Genomic DNA, 25,662 nt, shown 5'->3' with positions numbered 1-25,662 from the left:
TCTTAGTTCGTTTCAATCGGTAATCCATTATATTGGCCCCATTCAGCCCATGAGCCATCATAAAGTTTGACATTCTTATTACCCAAAAGTATTAAAGCAAGTAACACTACAGCGGCAGTCATACCAGAACCACAGCTAATGACTGTGGGCTGCATAATGTCAACCTGTTGTTTGGCAAAAATAGCTTTTAACTCTGCCGGTGATTTATAACAACCTTCCTTGACTAACCAATTCCAAGGAACATTCTTACTGCCTGGCAGATGTCCCATCCGTAATCCTGGGCGAGGTTCTGGCTGCTGTGCACTGAAACGGGCAGTGGGGCGTGCATCGATAAATTGGACATTAGGTTGTTGAAGAAGGGTGATTACTTGTTGTTGGGATAAAGCTTGATCAGTAATACATTTAGCAATGAACTGCTGTCTTTCACGTACCACAGACATACCGGAGTCTAGCGAATAGCCCGCTTTTTTCCATCCGCATAGCCCTCCGGCTAAAATTTTAACATTATTACAGCCTAATGTTTTAAAGGTCCACCAGGCGCGCGGGGCGGAAAATAGTGCGCCTTGATCATAAATAACAACTTGATGATGATTGCTGATGCCTAATTGCTCAACCGCTTGAGTGAAAGTTATTTCATCAGGTAGCATATGAGGCAGATTATTACTTTGGTCAGCAACAATATCCAAATTGAAAAATTGCGCACTGGGAATATGTTCTTGATAATATCGTTGTTGATAATCAGTTGGATCGGTAGGTGGCGGCGCAGAAGCATCAACTAGGACAATATTTTCATCCGTTAAATGCCGATGAAGCCATTGCGGGCTAACAAAAAATGCTTCGTACATAATACCCTTCTATAATAAGCAATAATTTAACTTGGGGTTGAGTGTTAACTAAAACTAGTATATCTATTTTTTGTGAGAAATTAAATCTGGATTAAATTTTTATCTTATTGATAATAACACTATGATAAATTTAATATTTTTATCGTTTTATACTCATCAAAATGGTTGATATTTTTATATAAGATTTCTATGGCGCTATCTAACACAATTAAAAATCAGATAAGTCTTTGGTATAAATCGCTATCGACTTATATTGACGGCTTTATTCCACGTATTGACCAACGGCAAATGATCGCCGAAGTAGCTAAGACATTATCAGGTGAACAAGGCCGTCATCTGGTTATTGAAGCACCAACCGGAGTGGGGAAAACCCTATCTGATCTAATTGCGGGTATTGCTATTAGTCGGGCAAATAGCAAGCACTTAGTCATCAGTACGGCCAATATTGCCTTGCAAGATCAAATTTTACATAAAGATCTCCCTTTGTTGGCTAAAATTATTCCTGATCTAAGATTTATTGCTATTTTTGGCCGTAGGCGTTATTTGTGCCCACACAATTTGACTGCTATTTGTGCGGTAGATCAGCCGCAGATTGACTTGATGTTGTTATTGCAGCAGGAGATGGCGGTAACCAGTCAACAAGAGAGCACAGTTTGTCAGCAGCTACATGCTGATTTTATCGCCGGTCATTGGGATGGGGTAAGAGATCATTATAAAACAGCGTTAGATGATAGTTTATGGCAAAAAATCAGTACCGATAAAGTTGGATGTTTAGCCAGAAATTGTCAGTTTTATCATTGCTGTCCATTTTTTTTGGCCATATGGAAAATTGAGCAAGTTGATGTCATCGTTACTAATCAGGCATTGGTGATGGCAGCGATGGAAAGTGGCTCGGTTTTACCTGAGGCTAAAAAGATGTTGTTAGTCCTTGATGAAGGGCATCATATCGCAGCTGTAGCCCGAGATAGCTTAGAAGTTGAAGCGAATATTACTGTACCTCATCTGACCGCGCAGTTAGATAATTTTTTACGTCACATAGAGCACTATTTGAGCCACTACTGCCCAGTTAAACCACCAAAACTCGCCAAAACTAATCATTTAATCCGGCACAGACAAAAATTAATTGATTGCTTTAGTCAGGTTATGGCTATTACTCAGCATTTATTACCTGACAATAGTCAGGATCCGATTTATCTGTTTAAATTAGGTCAATTACCAGAGGAATTAAATGTTTGTTGCCAACAACTTTTGCAACTCAGCCATGATTTTGTTGTACTTACTGAAAAAATAGTCGAGCACTTGTCTGAACAAACTGGCAAACATGATGCTGCTACTTTGCATCTTAGCCTGTTAATCAGCAGTAAGATGCTCAGTTATTGGCAAAATATGGTTAAATTTTGGCGTTTAGCTGGCTGTGAAACATCATCAAATGCGCCAGTATCCAATCCAAATGGTTGAGCCGTCATTATGACAAAAATCAGTTACATTACTATTTTCATTGTGCGGGAATAAGGGTCAATGAACAGTTAAATCAGCTGTTATGGCAAAATATTCCACACATAATAGTGACTTAAGCCACTTTACGTTCATTAGATAGTTATGCTCGTTTCACGGAGTTAACCGGGTTAAATGAGCGTGAAGATGATCGCTTTGTTAGTTTAGAAGCTTCTTTTGATCATGTTAAACAAGGGCAATTAGTGATCCCTAAAATGTCAATCGAACCGACTTGGCAAAATGAAATATTACACTTAGCGGAAATGGCTGATTATTTTAAACAACAACTCCAGTCTGGCAAACATCGTGGCATCCTATTTTTGTTTAGTAGTCAACGAGCAATGGAAGGCTTTTTGAATCAAGTTAACGAGTTACGCGAGCAATTGTTGGTTCAGGGTGATAAACCGCGTTATCGGTTGGTCGAAACTCATTGTCAACGTGTGGATCAAGGACTCACTAGTGTGTTAGTTGGATTAAAATCCTTTGCTGAAGGTTTGGATCTTAAAGGCGATTATTTATCGCAGTTACATATTCAAAAAATTTCTTTTCCACCGATCACAAACCCAATCATTATTACTGAAAATGAATGGTTAAAAACATTAAATCTTTATCCATTTGAAGTACAAAGTTTGCCAACTGCCTCATTCACGTTAATGCAGCAAGTCGGTCGCTTGATCCGTAGCCATGATTGTTATGGTGAGATTGTTATCTATGATAAACGACTAATAACCAAGCAGTATGGTGCTCGTTTATTAGCTTCATTACCGGTGTTTCCGATAGTTGAACCAGAAATATCCTCGACACTTCCTAAAGAAACGGAGTAATAAGCCTTTTTATCTGCTACTTATTACTCCTTATTGAAATTAGCTGATTTTTTTCAAAAAGCAGGTTTTTAGCACTAAACCTTTAATTCCTTCTGCATTACACTCAATTTCATCTTTATTTTGGGTTAGGCTAATGTTTTTTATTGCCGTGCCTCGTTTTAGGGTTTTTGATGTTCCTTTAACTTTGAGATCTTTTATAACTTGCACACTATCCCCATCGCTTAAGTGTGCGCCATTAGCATCTTTAACGACAATATCCATGAAAATCCTTATTAATTGCAAACAATGCTAACAATTATAGTAAAAAAATTGATTAATATTAAGTGGATAAATAAACATAAAAAAGCCACACTCCTGTGTGGCTAAATGACGACATTTTGTTTTTATATAGTTATCGAGAGAGAGATACAACGGTTATTTTTCAATATTGGCTTCGATAAACCAGAGATATTTATCCAGATCACGAGAAGCGCCCGTGAGAATATCTTCAGCATCCACTTCACCAACTTCATCAATTGCTTTACGAACATTATTGGCAACCACCGCAGCACGATCGGCCAAGGCTTTCAAATGATCTTGTACATCGTGAATATTGGTTGGGTATGCTTTTAATGGTGTATGGCCATGAACACTCTCTATTGTGCCCATAGCTGTACCACCCATTTGTACCACGCGTTCCGCTAATTCATCTTGATGTTCTAAAATAGAGGAATTAAATTCATCTAATAATTTATGAACAGCAATAAAGTTTCTACCGCGCAGATTCCAATGTGCTTGTTTTGTCATCAATGACAGATTAATAAGTTGTGCAACTAGCGGGTTTAAAACAGAAATAGCGTGTTTTTTAGTACTATCACTAATATCATTACGGGTATAAAGTAAATCAATTTTCGGTACTTTAACTAATTTAGCTGTGCTCATTATTACGCTCCCATTATATCAAATCATGTATTAATACTTTATCTAAACAATAACTTATTATTAATCAATAGTCTTATCATTTGATCCTATTAAATTGATAGGTAATATTGATGTAAGCGTTATTTTATTACTTACAATTGGCTTTGTTGAATAAATCAGAATTAGCCGCCAGGATGTCTCCCTCTGCTACAGCTGTTATCCGATCCTGACGCTGTGTGGCATACCCAACAACGTCATACGGTTCAGCGCTTTGACCATCGCCATTGCTTCACCTACCTGAGCCTCATAGTCACGCCGGCTCAGATGGCCACCCAGCAAAGTTTTTATGCGGAACATCGCTGTTTCTGCCACTGAACGCCGGTGATAACCCACTTTCTTTTTCCACATATCATTACTCCTGCTCAGACGCTGATTCGCCACCGCATGGTTACGTTCATGGTGCTTGTCCGGCCAGTATTTCGCTCCGCTTCGCGGCGGGATAAGGGGCCTGATTTTCTTTCTTAGCAACGCGTCGTGGCAGTAACAGGCGTCATAAGCACCGTCTGCTGACACTTCCCTGATTTTCCGGTGGGTTTGGTTAATCAGGCCCGGCAGTGCCTGCGCATCTGTCGTTCCGCTGAGCGATAAGTCGGCACAGATAATCTCATGATTCACACTGTCTGCTGACCAGCGAGTAGTCCGGACAGCACAGCGGCAAAGACATGAGTTTAAAAATCGAATCAACGAAGCCCTGTAATGCCCGGAGCGACAGGTTAAACACACGCTTCATCATCAGGACAGTGGTAACAGCCATATCGCTGTAGTAAAGCGGCCGGCCACGACCTTCAGGCGAAGAACTGTCAGTCCATCCAGCGATGGCCGACTCATCAAGCCAGACCGTCAGGGAACCACGTTGTCTGAGTGCCTTGTTGTACGCGGGCCAGTTGGTAATTTTAAACTTTTGCTTTGCCATGGGGACCTGATGTTGAAACGAATTTAGCGATCAGCTCCGCCAATCACCTAAAAGTTCGATTTATTCAACAAAGCCCTTACAATTATAAATATGGTGATAAAAAATAGGAATGCAATGGAAATTAGCAACACGTTACAGTGTGAATTTAGGCTTGAATTCACACTGTTTAAGCGTGAAAAACGACTTAATTGATTTCAACCGTTTCGTTTTTTGTTTTCATGGTAGATGCTGAACCAATTGATGAGCCAATGATACAAAATAGCGCGAACCACTGGGTTAATGTTAAGTGTTCATTAAGAAATATCATGCCCATAAAGGCCCCCATTGCCGGTTCCAAACTCATTAAGGTACCAAATGTTTTCGCCGGCATACGTGTTAGGGCAAACATTTCAAGCGTGTAAGGGAAGGCCGTTGACAAAATAGCCACCGCAAGTGCAATTGGTAGAATTGACAGATCAAATAGCGGTTCAATGCCAACGGTAAGAAGACCGACCGGAAAAAAATCAATGTCGAGATAAACGAACCTAAAGCCACTGTTGCTGTACCATAACCCGCCCCAGCCCGCTGACCAAAGATGATATACGTTCCCCAGCAAATACCGGCAGCTAAAGCATATGTAACACCAACTGGATCTAAACTATTAATATTGTTTCTAAAAGGTAGTAGAAAGGCTAATCCAACAATAACCATTAATATCCAAACAAAGTCAATCTCGCGGCGAGATGAGAACATTGCTACGGCTAAAGGGCCGGTGAACTCTAATGCCACAGCGATCCCTATCCCTAATGGGATCCTTTCTAGCGATAGATAAAATAGCGAATTCATTGAGCCTAAGGAGATACCATAAATAACTAAATGTTTTAATGAATGGCCGCGTAACTTTTTTCGCCAAGGCTTAAAAATTATAAAAAGAATAATCGTTGCCAAAAATAGTCTTAAAGCTGTTACGCCAAGTGCACTTATAATTGGAAATAGACTTTTTGCTAATGAAGCTCCACTTTGTATTGATATCATTGCGCATAGCAACAACAATACGGGCAACAGCGTTTTACGCTTTTGATTTAAGACAAATGACATCTGGATGTAACCTCAAAAATAGAGAACAAAATAAATGGTAGGAAACTAAATAATAACTCAGTAACAGCAAGATTTGCTTAATTATATTGTGTAATTATTACATAAAAGATAAGTAAACAAATATTCTTTTCAATGCCGATTGTAAATAGGATATTCACTATAATCATTGTTAATTTAAAAAAAGAAATGACATGAAAAATATTTATGCGTTTGTTAGATTTGATTAATGTCTGCTAAGGCTGACATTAGTAAATTTAAGTTAAGGAGGATAATGTGGATAAGATAAATAGTGTAACAGTTTATTGCGGATCTAGTGTAGGAGCCAGTGATATTTATCAACAGCAGGCAATTGCATTGGCATCCGAACTGGTTAACAGAAAAATAACGCTGGTTTATGGCGGTGGCCGCGTCGGTATTATGGGTGTTTTAGCTAACTCGGTATTGGAGCAAGGTGGTCGAGTGGTTGGTGTAATGCCTAATTTATTAGTTGAACGTGAGAGATTTCTCATACTGGTCTGAGTGAAATCCATATTTTCGATACTATGCATCAACGTAAGCAGAAAATGATTGATTTGGCTGATGGGTTTATTGCACTACCGGGGGGATTTGGTACCCTGGAAGAATTTAGTGAAGTTTTTACTTGAGGTCAAATTGGCTTACATACAAAACCATGTGGCTTACTAAATGTTAATAATTATTGGGCACCGTTAGTTGCTATGATAGAAAAAATGGCTGATGAAAAGTTTTTACAAGAAAAATATCGACATATGGCGATTGTTGAAGATAAGGCGGCCAATTTACTTGTTCGTTTTTTACACTATACGGCACCTTCAGTAAAAACTTATGATGATCTATAGCTGTGTTAAGTTTCCATCACTTGGTTAGCACTAATAAAATAAATAATTAAAAAGTGATATATTGGTTTTACAGCTATAAAAGTTCGCTCTATATGGTGGTTGCCTGACAGGCTTCACAATTAGGATCAGGCATTAAATAAAGGCTATGTCTGCGTAAATTGTGGTTGTGGGCTAAACTGATCATGATTTCTTCCTACGATAGGTATACATCATGGACGCGATTCAGTTTGATCGCTGGATTTCCAAGCTTTCCAGCCTTAATAATGAGCAGCGGGAGCAGGTGAAAGCCTCTCTTTCAGTAGACAAACCTCTCCCGGATGTGTTGAGAACTACACCGAATAACTGCCTACATTGCCATCTGTGGGCATTACGACCGTGGGGATTCAGTAGTGGTCTTCCCCGCTATCGCTGCAAATACTGTGGTAAAACCTGTAACCCAATGACAGGTACGCCAATGGCCCGGTTACGAAAGCGGCATCTTTGGCTGGATTATGCTGATATGTTGATTCAGAGTCTGAGTGTACGCAAGGCCGCAACAGGCTGTGGCATAAACAAGGATACAGCGTTCCGCTGGCGACACTGATTTCTGAAGCAGATTGCCGGACATCAGGCAGTTCATGCGTCCGGTATCGTCGAAGCTGATGAAACCTTCTTCCTTGAGTCGTTCAAAGGGAATAGGGGACTTCCACGACCTCCTCGAAAACGGGGAGGAAAAGCCAGGTTGCGGGGGATATCCGCCGAGCAGATCCCCGTACTGGTGGTTCAGGATCGTAGCGGTCAACATGCCGACTTCCAGCTGGATAAACTTGACATTCGGCATGTCGGAGAGCGGTTAGCGCCCTTGATCGACGCGGATGCGATTCTTTGCACCGACAGTACGAAGATCTATGCCCACGTGGCCCGGGAACAGGGAATACCACATTGCCCGGTAAACCTCAGGCAGACGCGCAGGGTCAATGGACCTTTTCATATTCAGAATGTTAACGCCTACGACAGCAGACTGAAAAACTGGATGCGCTCGTTTCATGGGGTCGCCACCAGGTACCTTACGCATTATCTGGGCTGGAGACGCATACTTGAGTGCCATAAAATCCTAATCAATCCTGTGATTTTACTGCAAGAAGCCTTGGGCCTGTTCGATGTACAACATTTAACGCAGACATAGCCAAAATTAATCGTTCGAAATTCTGTTGACATAGCATCATAAAATAGCACTTTTCCGCTGATAATTTTACCATAGTTAGTAAGTAATTTTAATGTTTCCATCGCTTGCAAGCTACCAATAATACCAACCAGTGGAGACATAACGCCGGTTTCGATGCAAGAGAGATTATTTTCACCAAATAAACGGCTTAAACAGTGATAGCAGGTGGTATTATCTTGATAAGTTAATACCACCAGTTGTCCTTCCATGCGAATAGCTGCACCTGATACTAATGGGCGTTTTAACGTTAAACATAGGTGGTTAAGCTGTTCGCGAATAGTCACATTATCGGTACAATCAACAACTACATCTTGTTGTTTGATTAAAGTATTCAGTTCATATTCTGCCAGTTTTCTATTAACCGTAGAAATTTCTATGTGCGGATTTATTTTATGTAATGCGGTTTTGGCCGAGTCAACTTTTGCGTTACCGATAGATTGGTCGTGATATAGGATTTGCCGTTGCAAATTTGATAGAGAGACGGTATCAAAATCCAATAGTGTTAGTTGCCCAATGCCTGCTGCGGCTAAATATTGAGCGGCGGCACAACCTAAACCACCCATTCCGACAATTAATACTTTTGCTGTTTTTAATTTTTCTTGTCCGTCAAAATCGAAATTTTGTAAAATAATTTGGCGATTATAACGGAGTAACTCTTGGTCAGATAATTCAATAGCCATATTTATTCACTTATTAATAAATAATTAAAATACTCAATATCAACTAATTCACCTGCGTTAACCGTGCCACATTTTTGCTCTAAAACGATAAAACAGTTACTTTGGTTAAATGAATTCAAAATGTGTGAACCTTGCTGTGGCATGGGGGTTACCTCTAACTCGGCTTGAGAATTTACCCTGGCAACTCCTCGTTGGAACTCAAGGCGTCCTGGTGATGTTTTTATCAGGCTGGTGGTGCGCGCTTTTAAATAGGGCGTTCTTTGCCATTGGCTAAAAGCGGAAAGGTGATTGATAATGGGTTGTACCAGTTGATAAAAGGTGACTATAGCGGATACAGCATTACCGGGTAAACCACAAAACCAGGCAGATTTTAGTTTACCAAAGGCAAATGGTTTACCGTGTTTGATTGCCAGTTGCCAAAAATTGATGCTGCCTATTTCATTAAGGATCTGCTTGGTATAATCAGCTTCCCCCACCGACACACCACCGCTGCTAAGAACCAGATCGGCTTGTTGGTCCGCTTGTTCAAACGCTTGATAGAGTTTGTCAGGCTCATCGGCAATAATCCCTAAATCAATCACTTGGCAGTTCATTTTTTCTAACATTAAGCGTATTGCCAGCCGATTGGTATCATAGATTTGACCGGCAGCCAATGGCTGGCCAATAGTTTGTAGTTCATCGCCAGTAGAGAAAAGAGCCACTTTCAACTGGCGAAAAACTTCAATCTCGCTGACCCCCAATGATGCAACAAGGGATATCTGAGTGGCGGAAAGTTTGCTGCCTATTGTTAAGACTGTATCACCTTGTCGAATATCTTCGCCGGCAAAACGAATATTACTAGCTGGTTTTATTGGCTGAATGAAACTAATGGCATTATCAACTAACCGGGTGTTTTCTTGCATGATGATCGTATCAACGCCAGAGGGGATCTGCGCTCCTGTCATAATGCGAATACAAGACTTGGCTGGCAGCGGATCGCGAAAAGCAGAACCAGCTAGCGCTGTACCCGCAACAACCAATGGGGCGGTGTCATGCCAATCATTAAAGCGTATTGCATAACCATCCATGGCTGAATTATCGAATGGAGGGACATTAATTGGCGATATAATTTCTCTGGCAGTAATGCGATTAATTGATTCTGTTAGTGGGATAATTTCTTTTTCTGCAATTGGGGTGATTAGGGGCTTTGTTGAATAAATCAGAATTAGCCGCCAGGATGGCTCCCTCTGCTACACCTACACCTGTTATCCGATCCTGACGCTGTGTGGCATACCCAACAACGTCATACGGTTCAGCGCTTTGACCATCGCCATTGCTTCACCTACCTGAGCCTCATAGTCACGCAGCCTCAGATGGCCACCCAGCAAAGTTTTTATGCGGAACATCGCTGTTTCTGCCACTGAACGCCGGTGATAACCCACTTTCTTTTTCCACATATCATTACTCCTGCTCAGACGCTGATTCGCCACCGCATGGTTACGTTCATGGTACTTGTCCGGCCAGTATTTCGCTCCGCTTCGCGGCGGGATAAGGGGCCTGATTTTCTTTCTTAGCAACGCGTCGTGGCAGTAACAGGCGTCATAAGCACCGTCTGCTAACACTTCCCTGATTTTCCGGTGGGTTTGGTTAATCAGGCCCGGCAGTGCCTGCGCATCTGTCGTTCCGCTGAGCGATAAGTCGGCACAGATAATCTCATGAGTCACACTGTCTGCTGCCAGATGAAGCTTGCGCCACACTCTTCGTCTGTCAGCCCCATGCTGCCTGACTTTCCTTTCACCTTCGCCAAAGACCTTCAGACCGGTACTGTCGATGACCAGATGCGAGATTTCACCACGCGTTGGCGTTTTTATGCTGATGTTGACGCTCTTTGCTCGTCTGCTGACCAGCGAGTAGTCCGGACAGCACAGCGGCAAAGACATGAGTTTAAAAATCGAATCAACGAAGCCCTGTAATGCCCGGAGCGACAGGTTAAACACACGCTTCATCATCAGGACAGTGGTAACAGCCATATCGCTGTAGTAAAGCGGCCGGCCACGACCTTCAGGCGAAGAACTGTCAGTCCATCCAGCGATGGCCGACTCATCAAGCCAGACCGTCAGGGAACCGCGTTGTCTGAGTGCCTTGTTGTACGCTGGCCAGTTGGTAATTTTAAACTTTTGCTTTGCCATGGGGACCTGATGTTGAAACGAATTTAGCGATCAGCTCCGCCAATCACCTAAAAGTTCGATTTATTCAACAAAGCCTATTAAAATTTGCCGCTGCAAATTATTTTTATATTAGGCGTGCATCAAGCAAAATGTTTTTTATAAATTCATGCATCAAACCGATCTGTTACAAACATGTAAAATAAAAGAGATACTGAGTCCGTTTAATTTATCACCAGAACAGTTATTAATTATGAAATATTTATCGAAAGAGGATGGAATCAATTAAACCATTATTTCTGATAAGTTAATTCAACATGTTAAAAAATCAGTTATGGATCAACTGAAAAAGAAATTAATAATCTGATAGAAATACTAACAAAAATACAAAATAGTCTAAATAATGCCGATCTTTTTTAAATAATTATTCAATTTCGCCTATTGTTTGCGTTCTTATCGATTTTGCGTCCTTAATGATCGATCAGTCAGTCTTTCATAACAGGAAAACCATCACCGAACATTTTTTAATCTTTATATGCTTAAATAATAGGCTATTAAAAATCTGAACGCTATGGTTAAAATAATTTCTTTGCTGCCACCCACAATAAATAACAATATAAATATACAAAAACGACGGCCACTATTGATTGTGTTGTGATATTAAAGCAATCAATTTTGCTAGCTAACAGGCTCATATTTTTTGATAAAATATTTAGTCGCAACTCGATGGGTTTAAAATAAGGCTATAGTCAGTAAATCGATTATTTGTAGTAATATAAATTGATGTTTTTATATAAATGAACAGAAAAAACAAAGAATAAATAGTGACTCTGATATGAAAATTAGCGCGATATAAAAAATATTTTGTTAGTATAGGCTATTGTCATGGGATAATGGTATCCATTTATTGAATGTTTAGTTAAATTAATGTTGAATTTTATTGTGGGAGAAATGCATGTCATCGCTCAGTCAAGAAGCGCATCTTGTTCGTAAAGCACTAGAAGCTCGTGGTCTTGAAACCCCTCTTTGCGGTCAATCTCTTTCCTCAAATGAGCGTAAACAACAGATTGAAGGGCACATGAGTGAAATTATGCGTTTACTTAATCTCGATCTTAAAGATGATAGCTTAGTGGAAACACCTAAGCGCGTTGCTAAAATGTATGTTGACGAAATTTTCTCAGGCCTCGATTATAATAATTTTCCTAAAATTACTTTGATCGAAAATAAAATGGATTTCGACGAAATGGTAACGATTCGTGATATTACGTTAACTAGTGTTTGTGAGCATCATTTTGTCACTATCGATGGTAAGGCGACAGTGGCCTATATTCCAAAGGATAAAGTGATTGGTTTATCTAAAATTAATCGTATTGTTCAATTTTTTTCTCAACGGCCACAAGTTCAGGAGCGCTTGACCCAGCAGATTTTAATTGCGCTACAAACTTTATTAGGTACAAGTAATGTCGCGGTTTCAATTGATGCTGTTCATTATTGTGTGAAAGCCAGAGGCGTTCGTGATGTAAGCAGCAGCACTATGACAACCTCGCTAGGTGGTTTATTTAAATCAAGTCAAAATACCCGTCAGGAGTTTTTACGCAATATGTGTCGCCTGCGTTACCGCTAATTAATGTTTGTTATTAAAGCCAGACGGCAGCGGATTGAACAAATTGATCTGCTGCGTGCAAGCGCTATTTTTGCAATTTTGCTGGTTAATATTTGTGCTTGTGCGCTACCTGAATTAGCTTATGTGAATCCAGTTTATATTGCTAGCACAACAGCCGGGGATATTTGGTGCTGGTTATTTTTGAATATCTTTGTGCAGGGAAAATTTCTGGCAATTTTTAGTTTGTTATTTGGTGCAAGTTTTGAATTTTTGTCTAAGCAGGGTTTATATTGGAATCAAATTCGTCTGTTTGTATTGGCTATTATTGGTCTGCTGCATGTCATTGGGTTATCGGATGGGGATATTTTATTGCCTTATGCTTTGACGGGGCTATTGGCAATAAAATTTATTTATTTTAATAACACTAGGCAGCTCTATTATAAATCTATTGTTATTTATTTATCCGGCTTCATTATTTTTGGCAGTTTTAGTTATTTTACCGATGTTTCATCATTTTGGTGGCTTTGTTGAATAAATCGAACTTTTAGGTGATTGGCGGATCTGATCGCTAAATTCGTTTCAACATCAGGTCCCCATGGCAAAGCAAAAGTTTAAAATTACCAACTGGCCCGCGTACAACAAGGCACTCAGACAACGCGGTTCCCTGACGGTCTGGCTTGATGAGTAGGCCATCGCTGGATGGACTGACTGTTCTTCGCCTGAAGGTCGTGGCCGGCCGCTTTACTACAGCGATATGGCTGTTACCACTGTCCTTATGATGAAGCGTGTGTTTAACCTGTCGCTACGGGCATTACAGGGCTTCGTTGATTCGATTTTTAAACTCATGTCTTTGCCGCTGTGCTGTCCGGACTACTCGCTGGTCAGCATACGAGCAAAGAGCGTCAACATCAGCATAAAAACGCCAACGCGTGGTGAAATCTCGCATCTGGTCATCGACAGTACCGGTCTGAAGGTCTTTGGCGAAGGTGAATGGAAAGTCAGGCAGCATGGGGCTGACAGACGAAGAGTGTGGCGCAAGCTTCATCTGGCAGCAGACAGTGTGACTCATGAGATTATCTGTGCCGACTTATCGCTCAGCGGAACGACAGATGCGCAGTCACTGCCGGGCCTTATTAACCAAACCCACCGGAAAATCAGGGAAGTGTCAGCAGACGGTGCTTATGACGCCTGTTACTGCCACGATGCGTTGCTAAGAAAGAAAATCAGGCCCCTTATCCCGCCGCGAAGCGGAGCGAAATACTGGCCGGACAAGTACCATGAACGTAACCATGCGGTGGCGAATCAGCGTCTGAGCAGGAGTAATGATATGTGGAAAAAGAAAGTGGGTTATCACCGGCGTTCAGTGGCAGAAACAGCGATGTTCCGCATAAAAACTTTGCTGGGTGGCCATCTGAGGCTGCGTGACTATGAGGCTCAGGTAGGTGAAGCAATGGCGATGGTCAAAGCGCTGAACCGTATGACGTTGTTGGGTATGCCACACAGCGTCAGGATCGGATAACAGCTGTAGCAGAGGGAGCCATCCTGTCGGCTAATTCTGATTTATTCAACAAAGCCCATTTTGGTATCCAGCAGAAAATGATTTTACTAATGAGATCAACATTAAAATAGCGGGCGGATGGAAAGCGTTCTTATATCGGGCTGAATCGGTAGCACAAAGATTAATTATGTTAGTGATCGATTATGGTTGGCAGTTATTGGCATTAATGATGGCTGGTGCAGCATTAGTGAGAATTGGCTGGTTAACGGGAAATTTTTCTTTGTTTCATTATCGCTATGTTGCTTATTGGACAATCCCATTAACTATTTTTATTCAACTCTGTTCTATTGCCATCCAGTATTACTATGACTGGAGTTATATTGTAACTGGGTGATTAGGTTTTATTATTAATCAGATTATTATTCCGGTTCAAGTTATTGGCTATATTGCTATTATTTATGGTTTTTGGCCACAAATAAAAAATATCTTCATTATTAAATGGCTGCAATCAGTTGGCCGTATGGCTTTAACTAGCTACTTATTACAGACGCTGATCTGTACCACTATTTTTTATCGGTTTGGTTTTTTTGCTCAATTTGGCCGTTTAGCATTACTTAGCTTTGTGCCGCTGATTTGGTTCATTAATATTATATTTGCCATCAGCTGGTTGAAATATTTTAAGCAAGGGCCAATAGAGTGTTTATGGCGTTATTTAACCAATAAATTCGCTACTTGCTAGCTGAAATTATTTCAGCTCGTCAGGTAAAACGGCAGGATATCCGTTGATACCATCAGGCATTTTTATCGCTGCGGGAATAGATTCCTGTTGTCCCAAAAAGCGGGGTTCACTTTTTAATATATAGAGATCAATTAGGGCATTAATACGGGCCAAAACCTCGCGTAAACGAACTTTAATGATTTTTTTGGGTGAGGAAACTGCATAGCACTGTGCATCAATCCCTTTTTTCATAGCGATAAATAATGCTCTTTCACAATGGAAACGTTGGGTAATAATAGTAAAATTGTTAGTGGCAAACACTTGGTGAGTTCGGACAACCGAATCCAATGTTCTGAAGCCTGCAAAATCTAGCACAATTTTTGCCGCTGGGATACCCGCTGAGATCAGATCTCTACGCATGGTGATAGGTTCATTATAATTGTAATGGGCATTATCACCGCTAACCAGTAAGTATTTTATTTTACCGCTATTATAAGCGTTAATGGCACCTTGAATTCGATACTTATAGTACTCATTAGGTAAACCAGCAGAATAATATTTTGACGTACCTAAAATCATACCAACGCTGCGAGGTGGTAATTTTTTTACATCATCATAGATATAGTCAGCAGTTTTCCAGCTAATCCAACGATCGAATGCTAGAGTAGCAACGATTGCTGTTACTATAATGGTAAGTAAGCTATAAATAAGGAATTTCCTCATCATTTATGCCTATAGATTACAGGATAGAGAAAGTCAGCTTAATAAGGGCTATTTTACTTATTATCATGCGCCGCCCCTGATTAATTCAACAGCTTATTGCTAGATAAGACTTATAATAGTCAGAAGGCAGCAAGTTTGTAAATACGATATTCAGACTAGCTGAAATTACCTCCAATTAGTTGCTTTAACACATTGTTCAAGGCTACTGTGGTAACTGGCTAGATTTGATTTAAATTTATTCAGCCAAAATAACCTAAAAATTAAAGTTACCGCCCGCCAGTGAGAATAATTTTTCTACATAAAATAGACAGAAAGTGATTACTATGTTGTTGATTCATTTTTTATAGCTAATCATTTAATGTAATAAATCGATTATTAAAGGAAAAATGAAAGGGGCAATTAATGAGGTGATTATGCCACACGTCATTAATGCGAGAGAACTATAGGCACCTTCAATGTAGTTTATCTCGGCGCTACGCGCAGTACCTACTGCATGTGAGGCTGCTCCCATCGCTAATCCTCGAGCAATAGTGTTTTTTATCCGCAAAAAATTAAACAGTAAATGCCCAAACATAGCACCAAAAATGCCAACTAAAATCACACAAGCTGCACTGATGGCTGGTATGCCGCCAATCCCTTGTGAAACCGCCATCGCAATCGGTGTTGTAACAGATTTTGGTAATATTGAAGCAGCCATTTCGACGCTCGCGCCTGTCCATAACGCAATAGCGGTTCCTGTGACCATAGCAATCAGACTCCCAATAAAACAAACACTAATAATGGATTTCCATTGGGCACGAATTTGATGTAATTGCTCGTATAATGGCAAAGCCAAGGCGATAACTGCCAGCTGTAACAAATCATTGAGAATACGGCAACCAGATAAATAATGGCTATATGAAGTATGTGTTATTAGTAAAGTAGCAATAATGATAGTGATTGAAATTAACAGCTGATTTACAATAGTTAATCGGTATTTTTGGGATAATTTTCTCGCTAATAAGAAAACGATAATGGTAAAAGGTAGTGACCACCAGATATGATTTAACATTGTTGTTACTCGTTATTTGGCCCATTTTTTTGCTTAATTTGTTTTTTCTGCTGCTGCTTACCAGCATCCGAGGTATTTATATTAGGGTCACGATGAATACAGTGTGAGCTATAAGCAACAATAATCATAATAATTAAGGTACTAATAATGCAGGAGAGTAAAATAGGGATAATTTGTTGGCTAAGCATATCATAATAATTCATTATGCCTACCCCGATTGGAATAAATAGCAATGTCATATTTTTGATTAGCAAATGACAGCCAGTTTGTATCCAGTGGACAGGTATGATTTGGACGGTTAATAAACTAAACAACACCAGCATGCCAATTATACTTCCTGGCAGAGAAAAAGGCAGTAAATTTGATATTAGGTTTCCTATTATTAGGCAGAGATAAATGAGTAAAAAAGCGCGTAAATATTGCCAACTAATATAAAAGATATTTTTGCAAAACAACATCATATCAGTCCTATAACAAAACATACTGATAATACAATTAGCCCACTTAATGTGCTAGGCTGGTGTAGTCACTGGGATTAAAAATGGCGAAAATGCAATTGTCGCCATTTTAATTTAATGCTTTTTATTGTGAATCTATTTTACTTGCATACCGGTCTTGGCGCCAGCATCTGGAATTAATAGAAAGATATCTTTGTTACCAGGACCAACGGCTAATACCATCCCTTCTGAAACGCCAAAACGCATTTTTCGTGGTGCTAAATTAGCGACAATGATCGTTAAGCGCCCTTCAAGTACTTTCGGATCAGGATAAGCCGCGCGAATACCAGAAAAAACTTGTCGGCTGCTATCACCTAAATCTAATTGGAGTTTTAGCAGCTTATCGGAGCCTTCGACGAAATCAGCTTGCTTAATCAAAGCAACTCGTAAGTCGACTTTGTTGAAGTCATCAAAACTGATGACATCTTGGAAAGAATTTTCGCAATCTTGTTGATTAGTCATTGTTTGCGCCGTTATATTTTCGCTAGATGCCGCTAACATAGCGGTTACATTGTTCATTTCGATTCGCTGGAATAAGGTTTTAAATGGCGTAATTTCATGATTTAGCAAAGGGTCGCTAATATCATCCCAGTTTAGTGAAATATTTAAAAAAGTTTCTGCCCGGTTGGTGAGTCCCGGTAATATAGGTTTTAAATAAGTCATTAGCACGCGAAATAAATTGATACCCATCGAACAGATATCATGTGAATCTTGTTCGCGACCTTCCTGCTTAGCAACTACCCAGGGTGCTTGCTCATCGATATAGCGATTGGCTAGATCGGCAAGTAACATAATTTCACGAATCGCCTTATTGTATTCACGATGACAAAATTGTTGACCAATTTTGTCTGCTGCGGCAATAAATTGCTGGTAAAGCTCAGGAGCTGCAAGTTGCGATGATAACTTACCATCAAAGCGTTTATTGATGAATCCAACATTGCGAGCCGCGAGGTTGACGACTTTATTCACGATGTTGCTATTTACCCGTTGGACAAAGTCTTCTAAGTTAAGGTCAATATCATCAATGCGGGAAGAAAGCTTAGCGGCATAATAGTAACGTAAACAATCAGCATCCAGCTGATCTAAATAGGCGCGCGCGGTAATAAATGTACCCCGTGATTTGGACATTTTTGCGCCATTTACAGTGATATAACCGTGAACAAAGATATTGGTAGGCTTACGATAATCACTACCTTCTAATATTGCTGGCCAAAATAGGCTATGGAAGTAGACAATGTCTTTACCGATAAAGTGATAAAGATCGGCAGTAGAATCTTTGTGCCAATAACTATCGAAATCAATATTGGGTTGTTTGTCACATAGATTTTTAAATGTCCCCATATAACCAATAGGAGCGTCTAACCAGACGTAAAAATATTTGCCATGCTCATTAGGGATTTCAAAACCGAAGTAAGGGGCATCACGAGTAATATCCCATTGCTGTAAACCAGCCTCAAACCACTCTTGCATTTTATTTGCCACTTGTGGTTGCAAAGCCCCTGAGCGTGTCCAAGTTTGCAGCATATGACTAAATGCGGGTAAATCAAAGAAAAAATGTTCTGTTTCACGCATTTCAGGCGTTGCACCAGAAATCACCGAGTGGGGATTGATAAGTTCTGTTGGGTTATAAGTTGCTCCACAGACCTCACAATTATCACCGTATTGATCAGCGGCTTGGCATTTTGGGCAACCCCCTTTAACAAAGCGATCGGGTAGAAACATACCTTGCTTAGGATCATAAAGTTGCGAGATAGTTTTGTTTTTGATATAGCCACTCTTTTTTAGTGTTAAATAAATTTGTTCAGATAATGTTTTATTTTCTACACTATGAGTTGAATGGTAATTATCATAACTAATGGCAAAGTCAGCAAGATCGTGTTGATGTTCCTGATTTACTTTACTAATCATCTCCTCAGGCGTTATAACTAATTGCTGAGCTTTTAGCATAATTGGAGTGCCATGGGCATCATCGGCACAAATAAAGTAAACCTGCTTGCCGCGCATTCGTTGATAACGAACCCAAATATCGGCCTGAATATGCTCTAACATATGGCCAAGGTGTATTGAACCGTTAGCATAAGGTAACGCACAGGTTACCAAAAGTTTTTTCGCGACTTGAGACATAGTAAGGATCTAATTCCCATAAAAATTGAACAATAATTTGATGTTAACTGATTGCGTTTTTTCCGGCTAGGCCTGAACATGAATAATCAATCATTATTTTATCGTAATTTTGCTTGATAAGCGTCGTTTTTATTATCTATTTATCTTAATTAAATTGTGCTCTGGTATGATGTAGTGATTAATTGTTGATAATTTAATACTAAATAAAAGGAGCTGCGATGAATTCAGGATCCTTCAAACAAACAAAAGCAAAAAAGTTAACTCAGCAAGTCGCTGAAGTTTTAGACACATTTTCTCATCCGACACTGCAAAGTAATCTGAGTACATTAAAGGCATTATGTCATTGTGTATTACTCGATGATGTTTTACATATTGAATTAGTCATGCCCTTTGCCTGGAAAACACCTTTTAAGTTATTAATTGAGCAGCTGACACCGCAATTACGAAAAATAACTGGCGCGCAAACAGTAGAGTGGGAATTACGTCATAATATCAATACATTACGTAGAGCGAATAATTTACCTGGTATTAATGAAGTGCGTAATATTATCGCTGTCAGTTCAGGTAAAGGAGGGGTTGGCAAATCAACCACGACAGTGAATTTGGCGTTGGCATTAGCGCAAGAAGGAGCGAAGGTAGGTATTCTGGATGCTGATATTTATGGTCCCTCTATTCCGACTATGTTGGCAACTAAAAATCAGCGGCCCACATCACCTGATGGGCATCATATGGTGCCTATAATGGCTTATTATGGGCTAGCGACTAATTCAATTGGTTATTTGATTAATGATGATAATGCGATGATATGGCGTGGTCCAATGGCTAGCAAGGCTTTGATGCAAATGTTACAGGATACCGAATGGCCAGATTTAGATTATTTAGTGATTGATATGCCACCTGGAACTGGTGATATTCAATTAACCTTAGCACAGAATATACCCGTTACCGCGGCGATTGTCGTTACCACACCACAAGATATTGCTTTGCTTGATGCGATGAAAGGCATCGCGATGTTTGACAAAGTAAAAGTGCAAGTATTGGGTATTGTTGAAAATATGAGTATACATATTTGTAGTAATTGTGGTCACGTAGAGCCTATTTTTGGTTCAGGTGGAGCAGAAATATTGGCTGAAAAATACCAGTGCAAGCTGTTAGGTAAGATCCCATTACATATTTCTCTGCGTGAGGATTTAGATCAAGGTCAACCGACAGTAATGCGCGATCCTGATGGTGAGTTCGCTGATATTTATCGAGAAATAGCATCGATAATTTCTGCTCAAATGTATTGGGCAGGAGAAAAAATTCCCACTGAAATTGCTGTCCGAGCTATTTAAACTGATTAACTCCATAGCTTATTGATTGAAAATAAATATGTAGTGATAATTATTATTAGGTCTTGTTATGAAAATTAGCCAGACCTAATTTTAAATGCTGGCAGATACTACAATAACCCCTTATAATTCCGGCGCTCATAATATTTAATTATATTAATTTCTATTATTTAAACTCAGTTTATTTAAAATGGCTGATCCAGCACATAAGTGCGCTATTGTCGGTATATCATGTGCTTCAGCATCGGGTAAAAGTCTTATTGCGAAAACGCTTTATCATGAATTACGTACTCAAGTGGGTGACCACAATATTGGTGTGATTACTGAGGATTGTTACTATCGAGATCAATATGACATGCCGATGGAAGAACGAGTGAAAGTAAATTACGACCATCCCAACTCCATGGATCATGATTTGCTTTTTCATCATCTTCAATTGTTGAAGGCAGGAAAAGACATTGATCTGCCATAATATGATTATACTCAGCATACACGTAAGCGAGAGACCATTTTTTTCAGCCTAAAAAAGTGATTATTATTGAAGGTATTTTATTATTAACCGATAAGCGCTTACGTAATAATATGGATTTTGCCATTTATGTTGATACGCCACTGGATCTTTGCTTAGTAAGAAGAATTAAACTGGATGTCAATGAACGAGGAAGAACATTAGATTCTGTTATTGAACAATATACTAAAACTGTTCGTCCAATGTTTCTTCAATTTATTGAGCCATCGAAACAATATGCAGATATTATTGTTTCTCGTGGCGGAAAAAATCTAGTGGCGATTGATATTCTAAAAGCTAAAATAGGGGAGTTCTGCCAATAATTATCTATAAATAGATTAGGCATTCTCGCAAGGAGATGGAAAAATGCGACTTTGTGACCGTGATATAGTTAAATGGCTAGATGAAAAGACATTGGTTATTGAACCACGCCCATCAATCGAACGGATCAATGGGGTAACCGTTGATGTTTGTTTAGGCAATAAATTTCGAATATTTCAGGGCTATACTGCACCGTATATTGATCTTAGTGGGCCCAAAAATGAAGTTAATGCTGCATTAGATCGGGTGATGAGTGATGAAATTACCTTAAGCCATGATGATGCGTTTTTTTTGCATCCAGGTGAATTAGCATTGGCGGTCACTTTAGAATCAGTCACTTTGCCTGATCATGCTGTTGGTTGGCTTGATGGCCGTTCTTCTCTTGCTCGCTTGGGATTGATGGTGCATGTTACTGCGCACCGTATTGATCCCGGTTGGTGCGGTCAGATTGTGCTAGAGTTTTATAATTCAGGTAAACTGCCATTGGCACTACGGCCGGGTATGGTTATTGGCGCATTAAGTTTTGAAGTTTTATCCGGTTCAGCTGAGCGCCCCTATAATCGCCGTCAGGATGCAAAATATAAAAATCAACAAGGTGCGGTAGGGAGTAGAATTAGTGAAGATGATAAAAGTAATCATAAATTGTGATATTTTAAGTTAATTAATTCGGTATTTAGCTGAAATCATGCTATAACCAAAATAATTTTATTTTCTCAGGTCACGGAAAATAAGCTATCTAAAGATGAAGTCATTAATTGTTTGTTTGAATACCATTGATGGAGACAGTGATGAAACTATTTTTGACCACATTAGCTATTTTGATGGTGGTTATTTTAGCAGGCTTAACGGCGCTAGTGTTGCTCGTTAATCCCAATGATTTTCGTCACTATTTAATTGATAAAGTTGAACAAAAAAGCGGCTATCATTTAGTTTTTCAAGGCGAAATGCGTTGGCATGTATGGCCTAGGCTAAGTATTATTACTGGGCCGATTTCACTCACCGCGCCGGGCGCGACTAAGCGGGCCATTAGTGCAGATAACATGCGACTTGATGTCTCCTTATGGCCGTTAATTTCCCACCAACTGTCTGTTGAACAGATTGTAATCAGTAATGCAGTTTTGCGCGCTACTCCAGATAGTGAAGCAAAATCAAATCCAGATGCCCCGATTGCTCCAGAAGGTCTTAACCGTATTAGTAGGAAAAATAATAATGATAGCAAATGGCTATTTGAGATTAATAAAATAAAACTAACTGATAGTTTGTTAATTTGGCAGTTGGATAATGATACCCAGCTAAATATGCGTAATATTATGTTGTCGATCAGCAGGGAAGATGATCATTTCATTAGCGTTACTTTTAGTAGCAATGTGAGTAAGGATCAGCAAGATCTCACTTTTTCTTTAAAAAGTAAGTTAAATATTGCAGATTATCCGCATCAGATTTCTGGGGAAATTAATCAATTAGAATATAAAATTAGTGGTATTAATTTACCAACAGATGGCATTAGCGGCAATGCAACTTTATTGTTTGATTATTTGCATGATCAGCAACCAATATTAACCCTGTCTAATTTAGCTATTGACGTCAATGATAGTAATTTAACTGGAAATTTAGTTGCTCATTTAGGTAAATCACCAGATTATCAATTAAATATTACTTCCACAAAACTGGATCTAGATAAAATTTTAGGTTGGCAATCTTTATTACAACCTTTAACAGAGACAAAGATAACGCCTCAAGTAAGTCCTAAGCCTGTTATTGCGACGATTGAAACCGATAGTTATGATTTAAGTTATTTAAAGCAATTCCCATTTCAAGCAACAATCTCTGCCGATAAACTTATATATCGAGGTTTAGTTGTTGATAGCTTTAAGTCTAAGATAACCAATAAAAAAGCGTTATTAAATGTTAGTCAGCTAGAAGGTGGATTATTAGGTGGAAATTTTGAATTACCTATTAGTTTAAATTATCAAAATAGTCCGGTTATTGTCACGGCTAAGCCCAAATTTAATCATGTTAGGTTGGCTCCTTTGCTGCAATCCTTTGACATGCCGACCAAACTAGATGGTTTATTGATGTTAGCAGCAAATTTATCAGGGCCTGGATACGATAAATTTGCGCTGCTAAATTTTTGGTCCGGTAACGCTAATGTAATGTTATCCAAGGCACAGTTAACAGGATTAAATATAGCTTCACTAATCCAACACGCCTTTTCACGCCTTACTGATAAAATTGATACCCCGCAAAATCTTGACGATAATACCCAAATTGAAAATTTAACCGTTGATACAAAACTTAATAAAGGCATGCTATCGTTCTCAAATCTGGTTGCTTCTTCAGACGCTATGAGTATCGAGGGCAACGGTTGGCTAAATTTAGCCGGGAAATCAGCAGACGTCAAATTGCTGGTTAATATCAATGAAGGCTGGCATGAAAATGATAATTTTATTAATAAAATTAATCAATTGGCCATTCCTCTGCGTATTTATGGTAAGTGGAAAAATTTACAATATCAATTGAATATTGAAAAATTGCTGCGTGATGAGTTTCAATCGCAAGCTAAAAAAGCACTAGATAGTTGGTTAGAAAAAGAAGTTAAATCGAAAAATTAGTTTTAGCTTAATATTCAACAAATGTAACGCGCCATGATTAGCGCGTTATGTTTTATGTTAAGGTAATATTCTGTTTAACATCATTTTTAGCCAGTTGCAGGGGAGTAATCAACACTTTTTTAAGGCGGTGGCTGGTGACTTCCAACGGTTCAAAAATCCAATTTTCAATTTTGGTACGTTCACCTACCACAGGCATTCGTTGTAGATGCTCCATTAATAATCCGGCAATCGTCTCATATTCACGTTTTTCATCAAGCGTCATTGGCACATACAGGATCAGATCCTCTAAAGGCATAAAGCCATTAGCAACCCAACGGCTATCCTCTAATTGTTGAATATCATGACGAGAATCCACCTCTGCTTCGCTGATTGGCATATTACCGGCAATAGTTTCCATAATATCCGTCAGCGTAACAATTCCCTCGACAGAGCCAAATTCATCAACAATAAAGGCAAAATGGGTATGAGCTTTACGAAACTGCTCTAATGCCTGAAGTAGTGATAAGCCTTCAGGGAAAATTAGTGGCTGGGTAATTAAGGCATATAGGTTAAGTTTTTGCTTTTTTAATTGTTGATTTAATATGTCGATAACGTGTATAACCCCGACTGGTTCATCGCTTATCGATTCATCTGTAACAACAAGACGGGTATGTGGTGTTTTTTCTAGCAATGAAAGTAGCTTATCCGCAGGCTTGTTGATATCAATGTATTCAACGTCATGGCGCGAAGTCATAATACTACTAACATTACGTTGAGCGAATCCTAATAAACGAACAATCATTTGTCGTTCTTGTGGATCAAAAATACCATTATTATCAGCGATTAAATCAGAGGTGCGATGATCTAATTCAGCGCGTTCATGTTGACCATCTAAAACCCGCAATACTGCTTCAGCGGTTCTTTCCCGCAGTGATTTGGTGCCTTTTAAAAAACGGCGTCGATTAAATAATGCAAATTGGTTAAGTGATTCGATCATAATAGAGAAACCAATAGCAGCGTATAAGTAGCCTTTCGGTATCAAATAACCAAATCCTTCAGCAACTAAACTAAAACCGATCATCAGTAAGAAACTGAGACAGAGAATAACAATCGTTGGATGGGTATTAACGAACAGGGTTAATGGTCTACTAGCGATAATCATTAAGATCATAGCAATAGTGACTGCGGCAATCATAATGCCAATATGTTCAACCATACCTACCGCAGTGATTACTGAATCAAGTGAAAAAATAGCATCTAATACAATAACTTGCGCGACAACAGCCCAAAATTTAGCCGTTTTTCGTTGCTTGCCAGATCGTTCATCTTTACCTTCTAATCGTTCATTAAGCTCCATAGTGGCTTTAAAAAGCAGAAACAGCCCGCCACCAAGCATCAGAATATCCCGCGCACTAAATGGGTGACCCCCAATATTAATGATAGGGTTGGTTAGTGAAACGAGTAAAGTGAGACTAAACAATAAGATGATGCGCATAAAGAGTGCGCAGGTTAAACCAGTTATTCTTGCTTTATTACGTAATTTAGCCGGTAATTTATCAGCTAAGATAGCGATAAAGACTAAATTATCAATGCCAAGCACGATTTCGAGTACGATAAGAGTAATAAGCCCCGCCCACATCGTAGGATCAGCGATCCATTCCATAAAATTTATTTTACCTTCTAATATGACGGCTTATGC

19 protein-coding genes and 7 pseudogenes are annotated in these 25,662 nt (G+C 39.4%); 13 read left to right on the top strand and 13 right to left on the bottom strand.

The window, feature by feature from the left end; all coding sequences use genetic code 11:
- Positions 1 to 2: 2 nt before the first annotated feature.
- Positions 3 to 845, bottom strand: a complete 843-nt coding sequence (sseA, locus tag E3U36_RS10590) for a 3-mercaptopyruvate sulfurtransferase (protein ID WP_180816499.1) — start codon at positions 843 to 845, stop codon at positions 3 to 5.
- A gap of 189 nt (positions 846 to 1,034) precedes the next feature.
- Between sseA and dinG the strand changes: the two are divergent.
- A pseudogene (gene dinG / locus E3U36_RS10585) lies at positions 1,035 to 3,163 on the top strand (ATP-dependent DNA helicase DinG).
- Positions 3,164 to 3,202: 39 nt separating this feature from the next.
- On the opposite strand, the gene E3U36_RS10580 reads toward dinG, so the two are convergent.
- The 4 genes and pseudogenes from E3U36_RS10580 to rhtA all read right to left on the bottom strand — a co-directional run bounded on the left by E3U36_RS10580 (position 3,203) and on the right by rhtA (position 6,113).
- A complete protein-coding gene (locus E3U36_RS10580) occupies positions 3,203 to 3,424 on the bottom strand; it encodes an alkylphosphonate utilization protein (protein WP_180816498.1) in 222 nt (73 codons plus the stop codon).
- A 153-nt stretch (positions 3,425 to 3,577) separates the two neighbouring features.
- Entirely contained in the window at positions 3,578 to 4,084 is a 507-nt protein-coding gene (gene dps / locus E3U36_RS10575; RefSeq protein WP_180816497.1) for a DNA starvation/stationary phase protection protein Dps, read from the bottom strand.
- 195 nt (positions 4,085 to 4,279) lie between these two features.
- Positions 4,280 to 5,036 (bottom strand): annotated as a pseudogene (locus E3U36_RS10570) (IS5 family transposase).
- A gap of 184 nt (positions 5,037 to 5,220) precedes the next feature.
- A pseudogene (rhtA, locus tag E3U36_RS10565) lies at positions 5,221 to 6,113 on the bottom strand (threonine/homoserine exporter RhtA).
- Between the two features lie 273 nt (positions 6,114 to 6,386).
- On the opposite strand from rhtA, the pseudogene E3U36_RS10560 reads away from it, so the two are divergent.
- Positions 6,387 to 6,970: pseudogene (locus tag E3U36_RS10560) on the top strand (LOG family protein).
- A 211-nt stretch (positions 6,971 to 7,181) separates the two neighbouring features.
- Positions 7,182 to 8,135 (top strand): annotated as a pseudogene (locus E3U36_RS10555) (IS1595 family transposase).
- Here E3U36_RS10555 and moeB read toward each other — a convergent pair.
- The 3 genes from moeB to E3U36_RS10540 are packed head-to-tail and all read right to left on the bottom strand — an operon-like array spanning position 8,024 to position 11,022.
- Positions 8,024 to 8,854, bottom strand: a complete 831-nt coding sequence (moeB, locus tag E3U36_RS10550) for a molybdopterin-synthase adenylyltransferase MoeB (protein ID WP_180816496.1) — start codon at positions 8,852 to 8,854, stop codon at positions 8,024 to 8,026. The pseudogene E3U36_RS10555 and the gene moeB overlap by 112 nt on opposite strands.
- Positions 8,855 to 8,856: 2 nt before the next feature.
- A complete protein-coding gene (gene moeA, locus E3U36_RS10545) occupies positions 8,857 to 10,059 on the bottom strand; it encodes a molybdopterin molybdotransferase MoeA (RefSeq protein ID WP_180817638.1) in 1,203 nt (400 codons plus the stop codon).
- A 39-nt stretch (positions 10,060 to 10,098) separates the two neighbouring features.
- Positions 10,099 to 11,022: an IS5 family transposase gene (locus E3U36_RS10540; RefSeq protein WP_180816450.1), complete on the bottom strand. Its 924-nt coding sequence runs from the start codon at positions 11,020 to 11,022 to the stop codon at positions 10,099 to 10,101.
- Here E3U36_RS10540 and E3U36_RS10535 point away from each other — a divergent pair.
- The 6 genes and pseudogenes from E3U36_RS10535 (at position 11,016) to E3U36_RS13290 (ending at position 14,838) form a co-directional block, all read left to right on the top strand.
- Positions 11,016 to 11,204 (top strand): hypothetical protein, encoded by a 189-nt coding sequence (locus E3U36_RS10535; protein WP_180816495.1) that lies wholly within the window; start codon positions 11,016 to 11,018, stop codon positions 11,202 to 11,204. The two genes, E3U36_RS10540 and E3U36_RS10535, sit on opposite strands and share 7 nt — an antisense overlap.
- Positions 11,205 to 11,953: 749 nt before the next feature.
- Positions 11,954 to 12,622, top strand: coding sequence for a GTP cyclohydrolase I FolE (gene folE / locus E3U36_RS10530; protein WP_180816494.1), 669 nt, complete (start codon positions 11,954 to 11,956; stop codon positions 12,620 to 12,622).
- A 3-nt stretch (positions 12,623 to 12,625) separates the two neighbouring features.
- Entirely contained in the window at positions 12,626 to 13,132 is a 507-nt protein-coding gene (locus tag E3U36_RS10525) for an acyltransferase family protein (protein ID WP_180816493.1), read from the top strand.
- 64 nt (positions 13,133 to 13,196) lie between these two features.
- A pseudogene (locus E3U36_RS10520) lies at positions 13,197 to 14,120 on the top strand (IS5 family transposase).
- A gap of 172 nt (positions 14,121 to 14,292) precedes the next feature.
- Positions 14,293 to 14,493: a hypothetical protein gene (locus E3U36_RS10515; RefSeq protein WP_238337455.1), complete on the top strand. Its 201-nt coding sequence runs from the start codon at positions 14,293 to 14,295 to the stop codon at positions 14,491 to 14,493.
- A gap of 9 nt (positions 14,494 to 14,502) precedes the next feature.
- Positions 14,503 to 14,838, top strand: coding sequence for a DUF418 domain-containing protein (locus E3U36_RS13290; RefSeq protein ID WP_180817637.1), 336 nt, complete (start codon positions 14,503 to 14,505; stop codon positions 14,836 to 14,838).
- 6 nt (positions 14,839 to 14,844) lie between these two features.
- On the opposite strand, the gene sanA is transcribed toward E3U36_RS13290, so the two are convergent.
- From sanA to metG, 4 genes are all read right to left on the bottom strand, one after another.
- Positions 14,845 to 15,540 carry an outer membrane permeability protein SanA gene (gene sanA / locus E3U36_RS10505; protein ID WP_180816491.1) on the bottom strand — a complete coding sequence of 232 codons (696 nt, stop codon included), beginning with the start codon at positions 15,538 to 15,540 and terminating at the stop codon, positions 14,845 to 14,847.
- Positions 15,541 to 15,895: 355 nt separating this feature from the next.
- A complete protein-coding gene (locus E3U36_RS10500) occupies positions 15,896 to 16,591 on the bottom strand; it encodes a CidB/LrgB family autolysis modulator (RefSeq protein ID WP_180816490.1) in 696 nt (231 codons plus the stop codon).
- 5 nt (positions 16,592 to 16,596) lie between these two features.
- Positions 16,597 to 17,052, bottom strand: a complete 456-nt coding sequence (locus tag E3U36_RS10495) for a CidA/LrgA family protein (protein WP_238337454.1) — start codon at positions 17,050 to 17,052, stop codon at positions 16,597 to 16,599.
- A gap of 132 nt (positions 17,053 to 17,184) precedes the next feature.
- Positions 17,185 to 19,212: a methionine--tRNA ligase gene (metG, locus tag E3U36_RS10490; RefSeq protein WP_180816489.1), complete on the bottom strand. Its 2,028-nt coding sequence runs from the start codon at positions 19,210 to 19,212 to the stop codon at positions 17,185 to 17,187.
- A 218-nt stretch (positions 19,213 to 19,430) separates the two neighbouring features.
- Between metG and apbC the strand changes: the two genes are divergently transcribed.
- The 4 genes and pseudogenes from apbC to asmA all read left to right on the top strand — a co-directional run bounded on the left by apbC (position 19,431) and on the right by asmA (position 23,984).
- Complete coding sequence (gene apbC, locus E3U36_RS10485) at positions 19,431 to 20,546, top strand: iron-sulfur cluster carrier protein ApbC (protein ID WP_180816488.1); 1,116 nt, start codon at positions 19,431 to 19,433, stop codon at positions 20,544 to 20,546.
- Between the two features lie 187 nt (positions 20,547 to 20,733).
- Positions 20,734 to 21,374 (top strand): annotated as a pseudogene (gene udk, locus E3U36_RS10480) (uridine kinase).
- A gap of 43 nt (positions 21,375 to 21,417) precedes the next feature.
- Positions 21,418 to 22,020: a dCTP deaminase gene (dcd, locus tag E3U36_RS10475; protein WP_180816487.1), complete on the top strand. Its 603-nt coding sequence runs from the start codon at positions 21,418 to 21,420 to the stop codon at positions 22,018 to 22,020.
- Between the two features lie 128 nt (positions 22,021 to 22,148).
- Complete coding sequence (gene asmA / locus E3U36_RS10470; protein WP_369412940.1) at positions 22,149 to 23,984, top strand: outer membrane assembly protein AsmA; 1,836 nt, start codon at positions 22,149 to 22,151, stop codon at positions 23,982 to 23,984.
- 52 nt (positions 23,985 to 24,036) lie between these two features.
- On the opposite strand, the gene E3U36_RS10465 is transcribed toward asmA, so the two are convergent.
- Positions 24,037 to 25,626, bottom strand: a complete 1,590-nt coding sequence (locus tag E3U36_RS10465) for a TerC family protein (protein WP_180816485.1) — start codon at positions 25,624 to 25,626, stop codon at positions 24,037 to 24,039.
- Positions 25,627 to 25,662: the final 36 nt, after the last annotated feature.

Source organism: Arsenophonus endosymbiont of Aphis craccivora, assembly GCF_013460135.1.
Classification (GTDB): Bacteria; Pseudomonadota; Gammaproteobacteria; order Enterobacterales; family Enterobacteriaceae; genus Arsenophonus; species Arsenophonus nilaparvatae.
The sequence above is the reverse complement of the archived record's forward strand: the minus strand, read 5'-3'. Positions and strand labels throughout refer to the sequence as shown.

Coding starts and splice junctions, on each gene's coding strand:
- sseA (WP_180816499.1), bottom strand. CDS start 845: ATGTACGAAGCATTTTTTGTTAGCCCGCAATGGCTTCATCGGCATTTA.
- E3U36_RS10580 (WP_180816498.1), bottom strand. CDS start 3,424: ATGGATATTGTCGTTAAAGATGCTAATGGCGCACACTTAAGCGATGGG.
- dps (WP_180816497.1), bottom strand. CDS start 4,084: ATGAGCACAGCTAAATTAGTTAAAGTACCGAAAATTGATTTACTTTAT.
- moeB (WP_180816496.1), bottom strand. CDS start 8,854: ATGGCTATTGAATTATCTGACCAAGAGTTACTCCGTTATAATCGCCAA.
- E3U36_RS10540 (WP_180816450.1), bottom strand. CDS start 11,022: ATGGCAAAGCAAAAGTTTAAAATTACCAACTGGCCAGCGTACAACAAG.
- folE (WP_180816494.1), top strand. CDS start 11,954: ATGTCATCGCTCAGTCAAGAAGCGCATCTTGTTCGTAAAGCACTAGAA.
- E3U36_RS10525 (WP_180816493.1), top strand. CDS start 12,626: ATGTTTGTTATTAAAGCCAGACGGCAGCGGATTGAACAAATTGATCTG.
- sanA (WP_180816491.1), bottom strand. CDS start 15,540: ATGAGGAAATTCCTTATTTATAGCTTACTTACCATTATAGTAACAGCA.
- E3U36_RS10500 (WP_180816490.1), bottom strand. CDS start 16,591: ATGTTAAATCATATCTGGTGGTCACTACCTTTTACCATTATCGTTTTC.
- E3U36_RS10495 (WP_238337454.1), bottom strand. CDS start 17,052: ATGATGTTGTTTTGCAAAAATATCTTTTATATTAGTTGGCAATATTTA.
- metG (WP_180816489.1), bottom strand. CDS start 19,212: ATGTCTCAAGTCGCGAAAAAACTTTTGGTAACCTGTGCGTTACCTTAT.
- apbC (WP_180816488.1), top strand. CDS start 19,431: ATGAATTCAGGATCCTTCAAACAAACAAAAGCAAAAAAGTTAACTCAG.
- dcd (WP_180816487.1), top strand. CDS start 21,418: ATGCGACTTTGTGACCGTGATATAGTTAAATGGCTAGATGAAAAGACA.
- asmA (WP_369412940.1), top strand. CDS start 22,149: ATGGAGACAGTGATGAAACTATTTTTGACCACATTAGCTATTTTGATG.
- E3U36_RS10465 (WP_180816485.1), bottom strand. CDS start 25,626: ATGGAATGGATCGCTGATCCTACGATGTGGGCGGGGCTTATTACTCTT.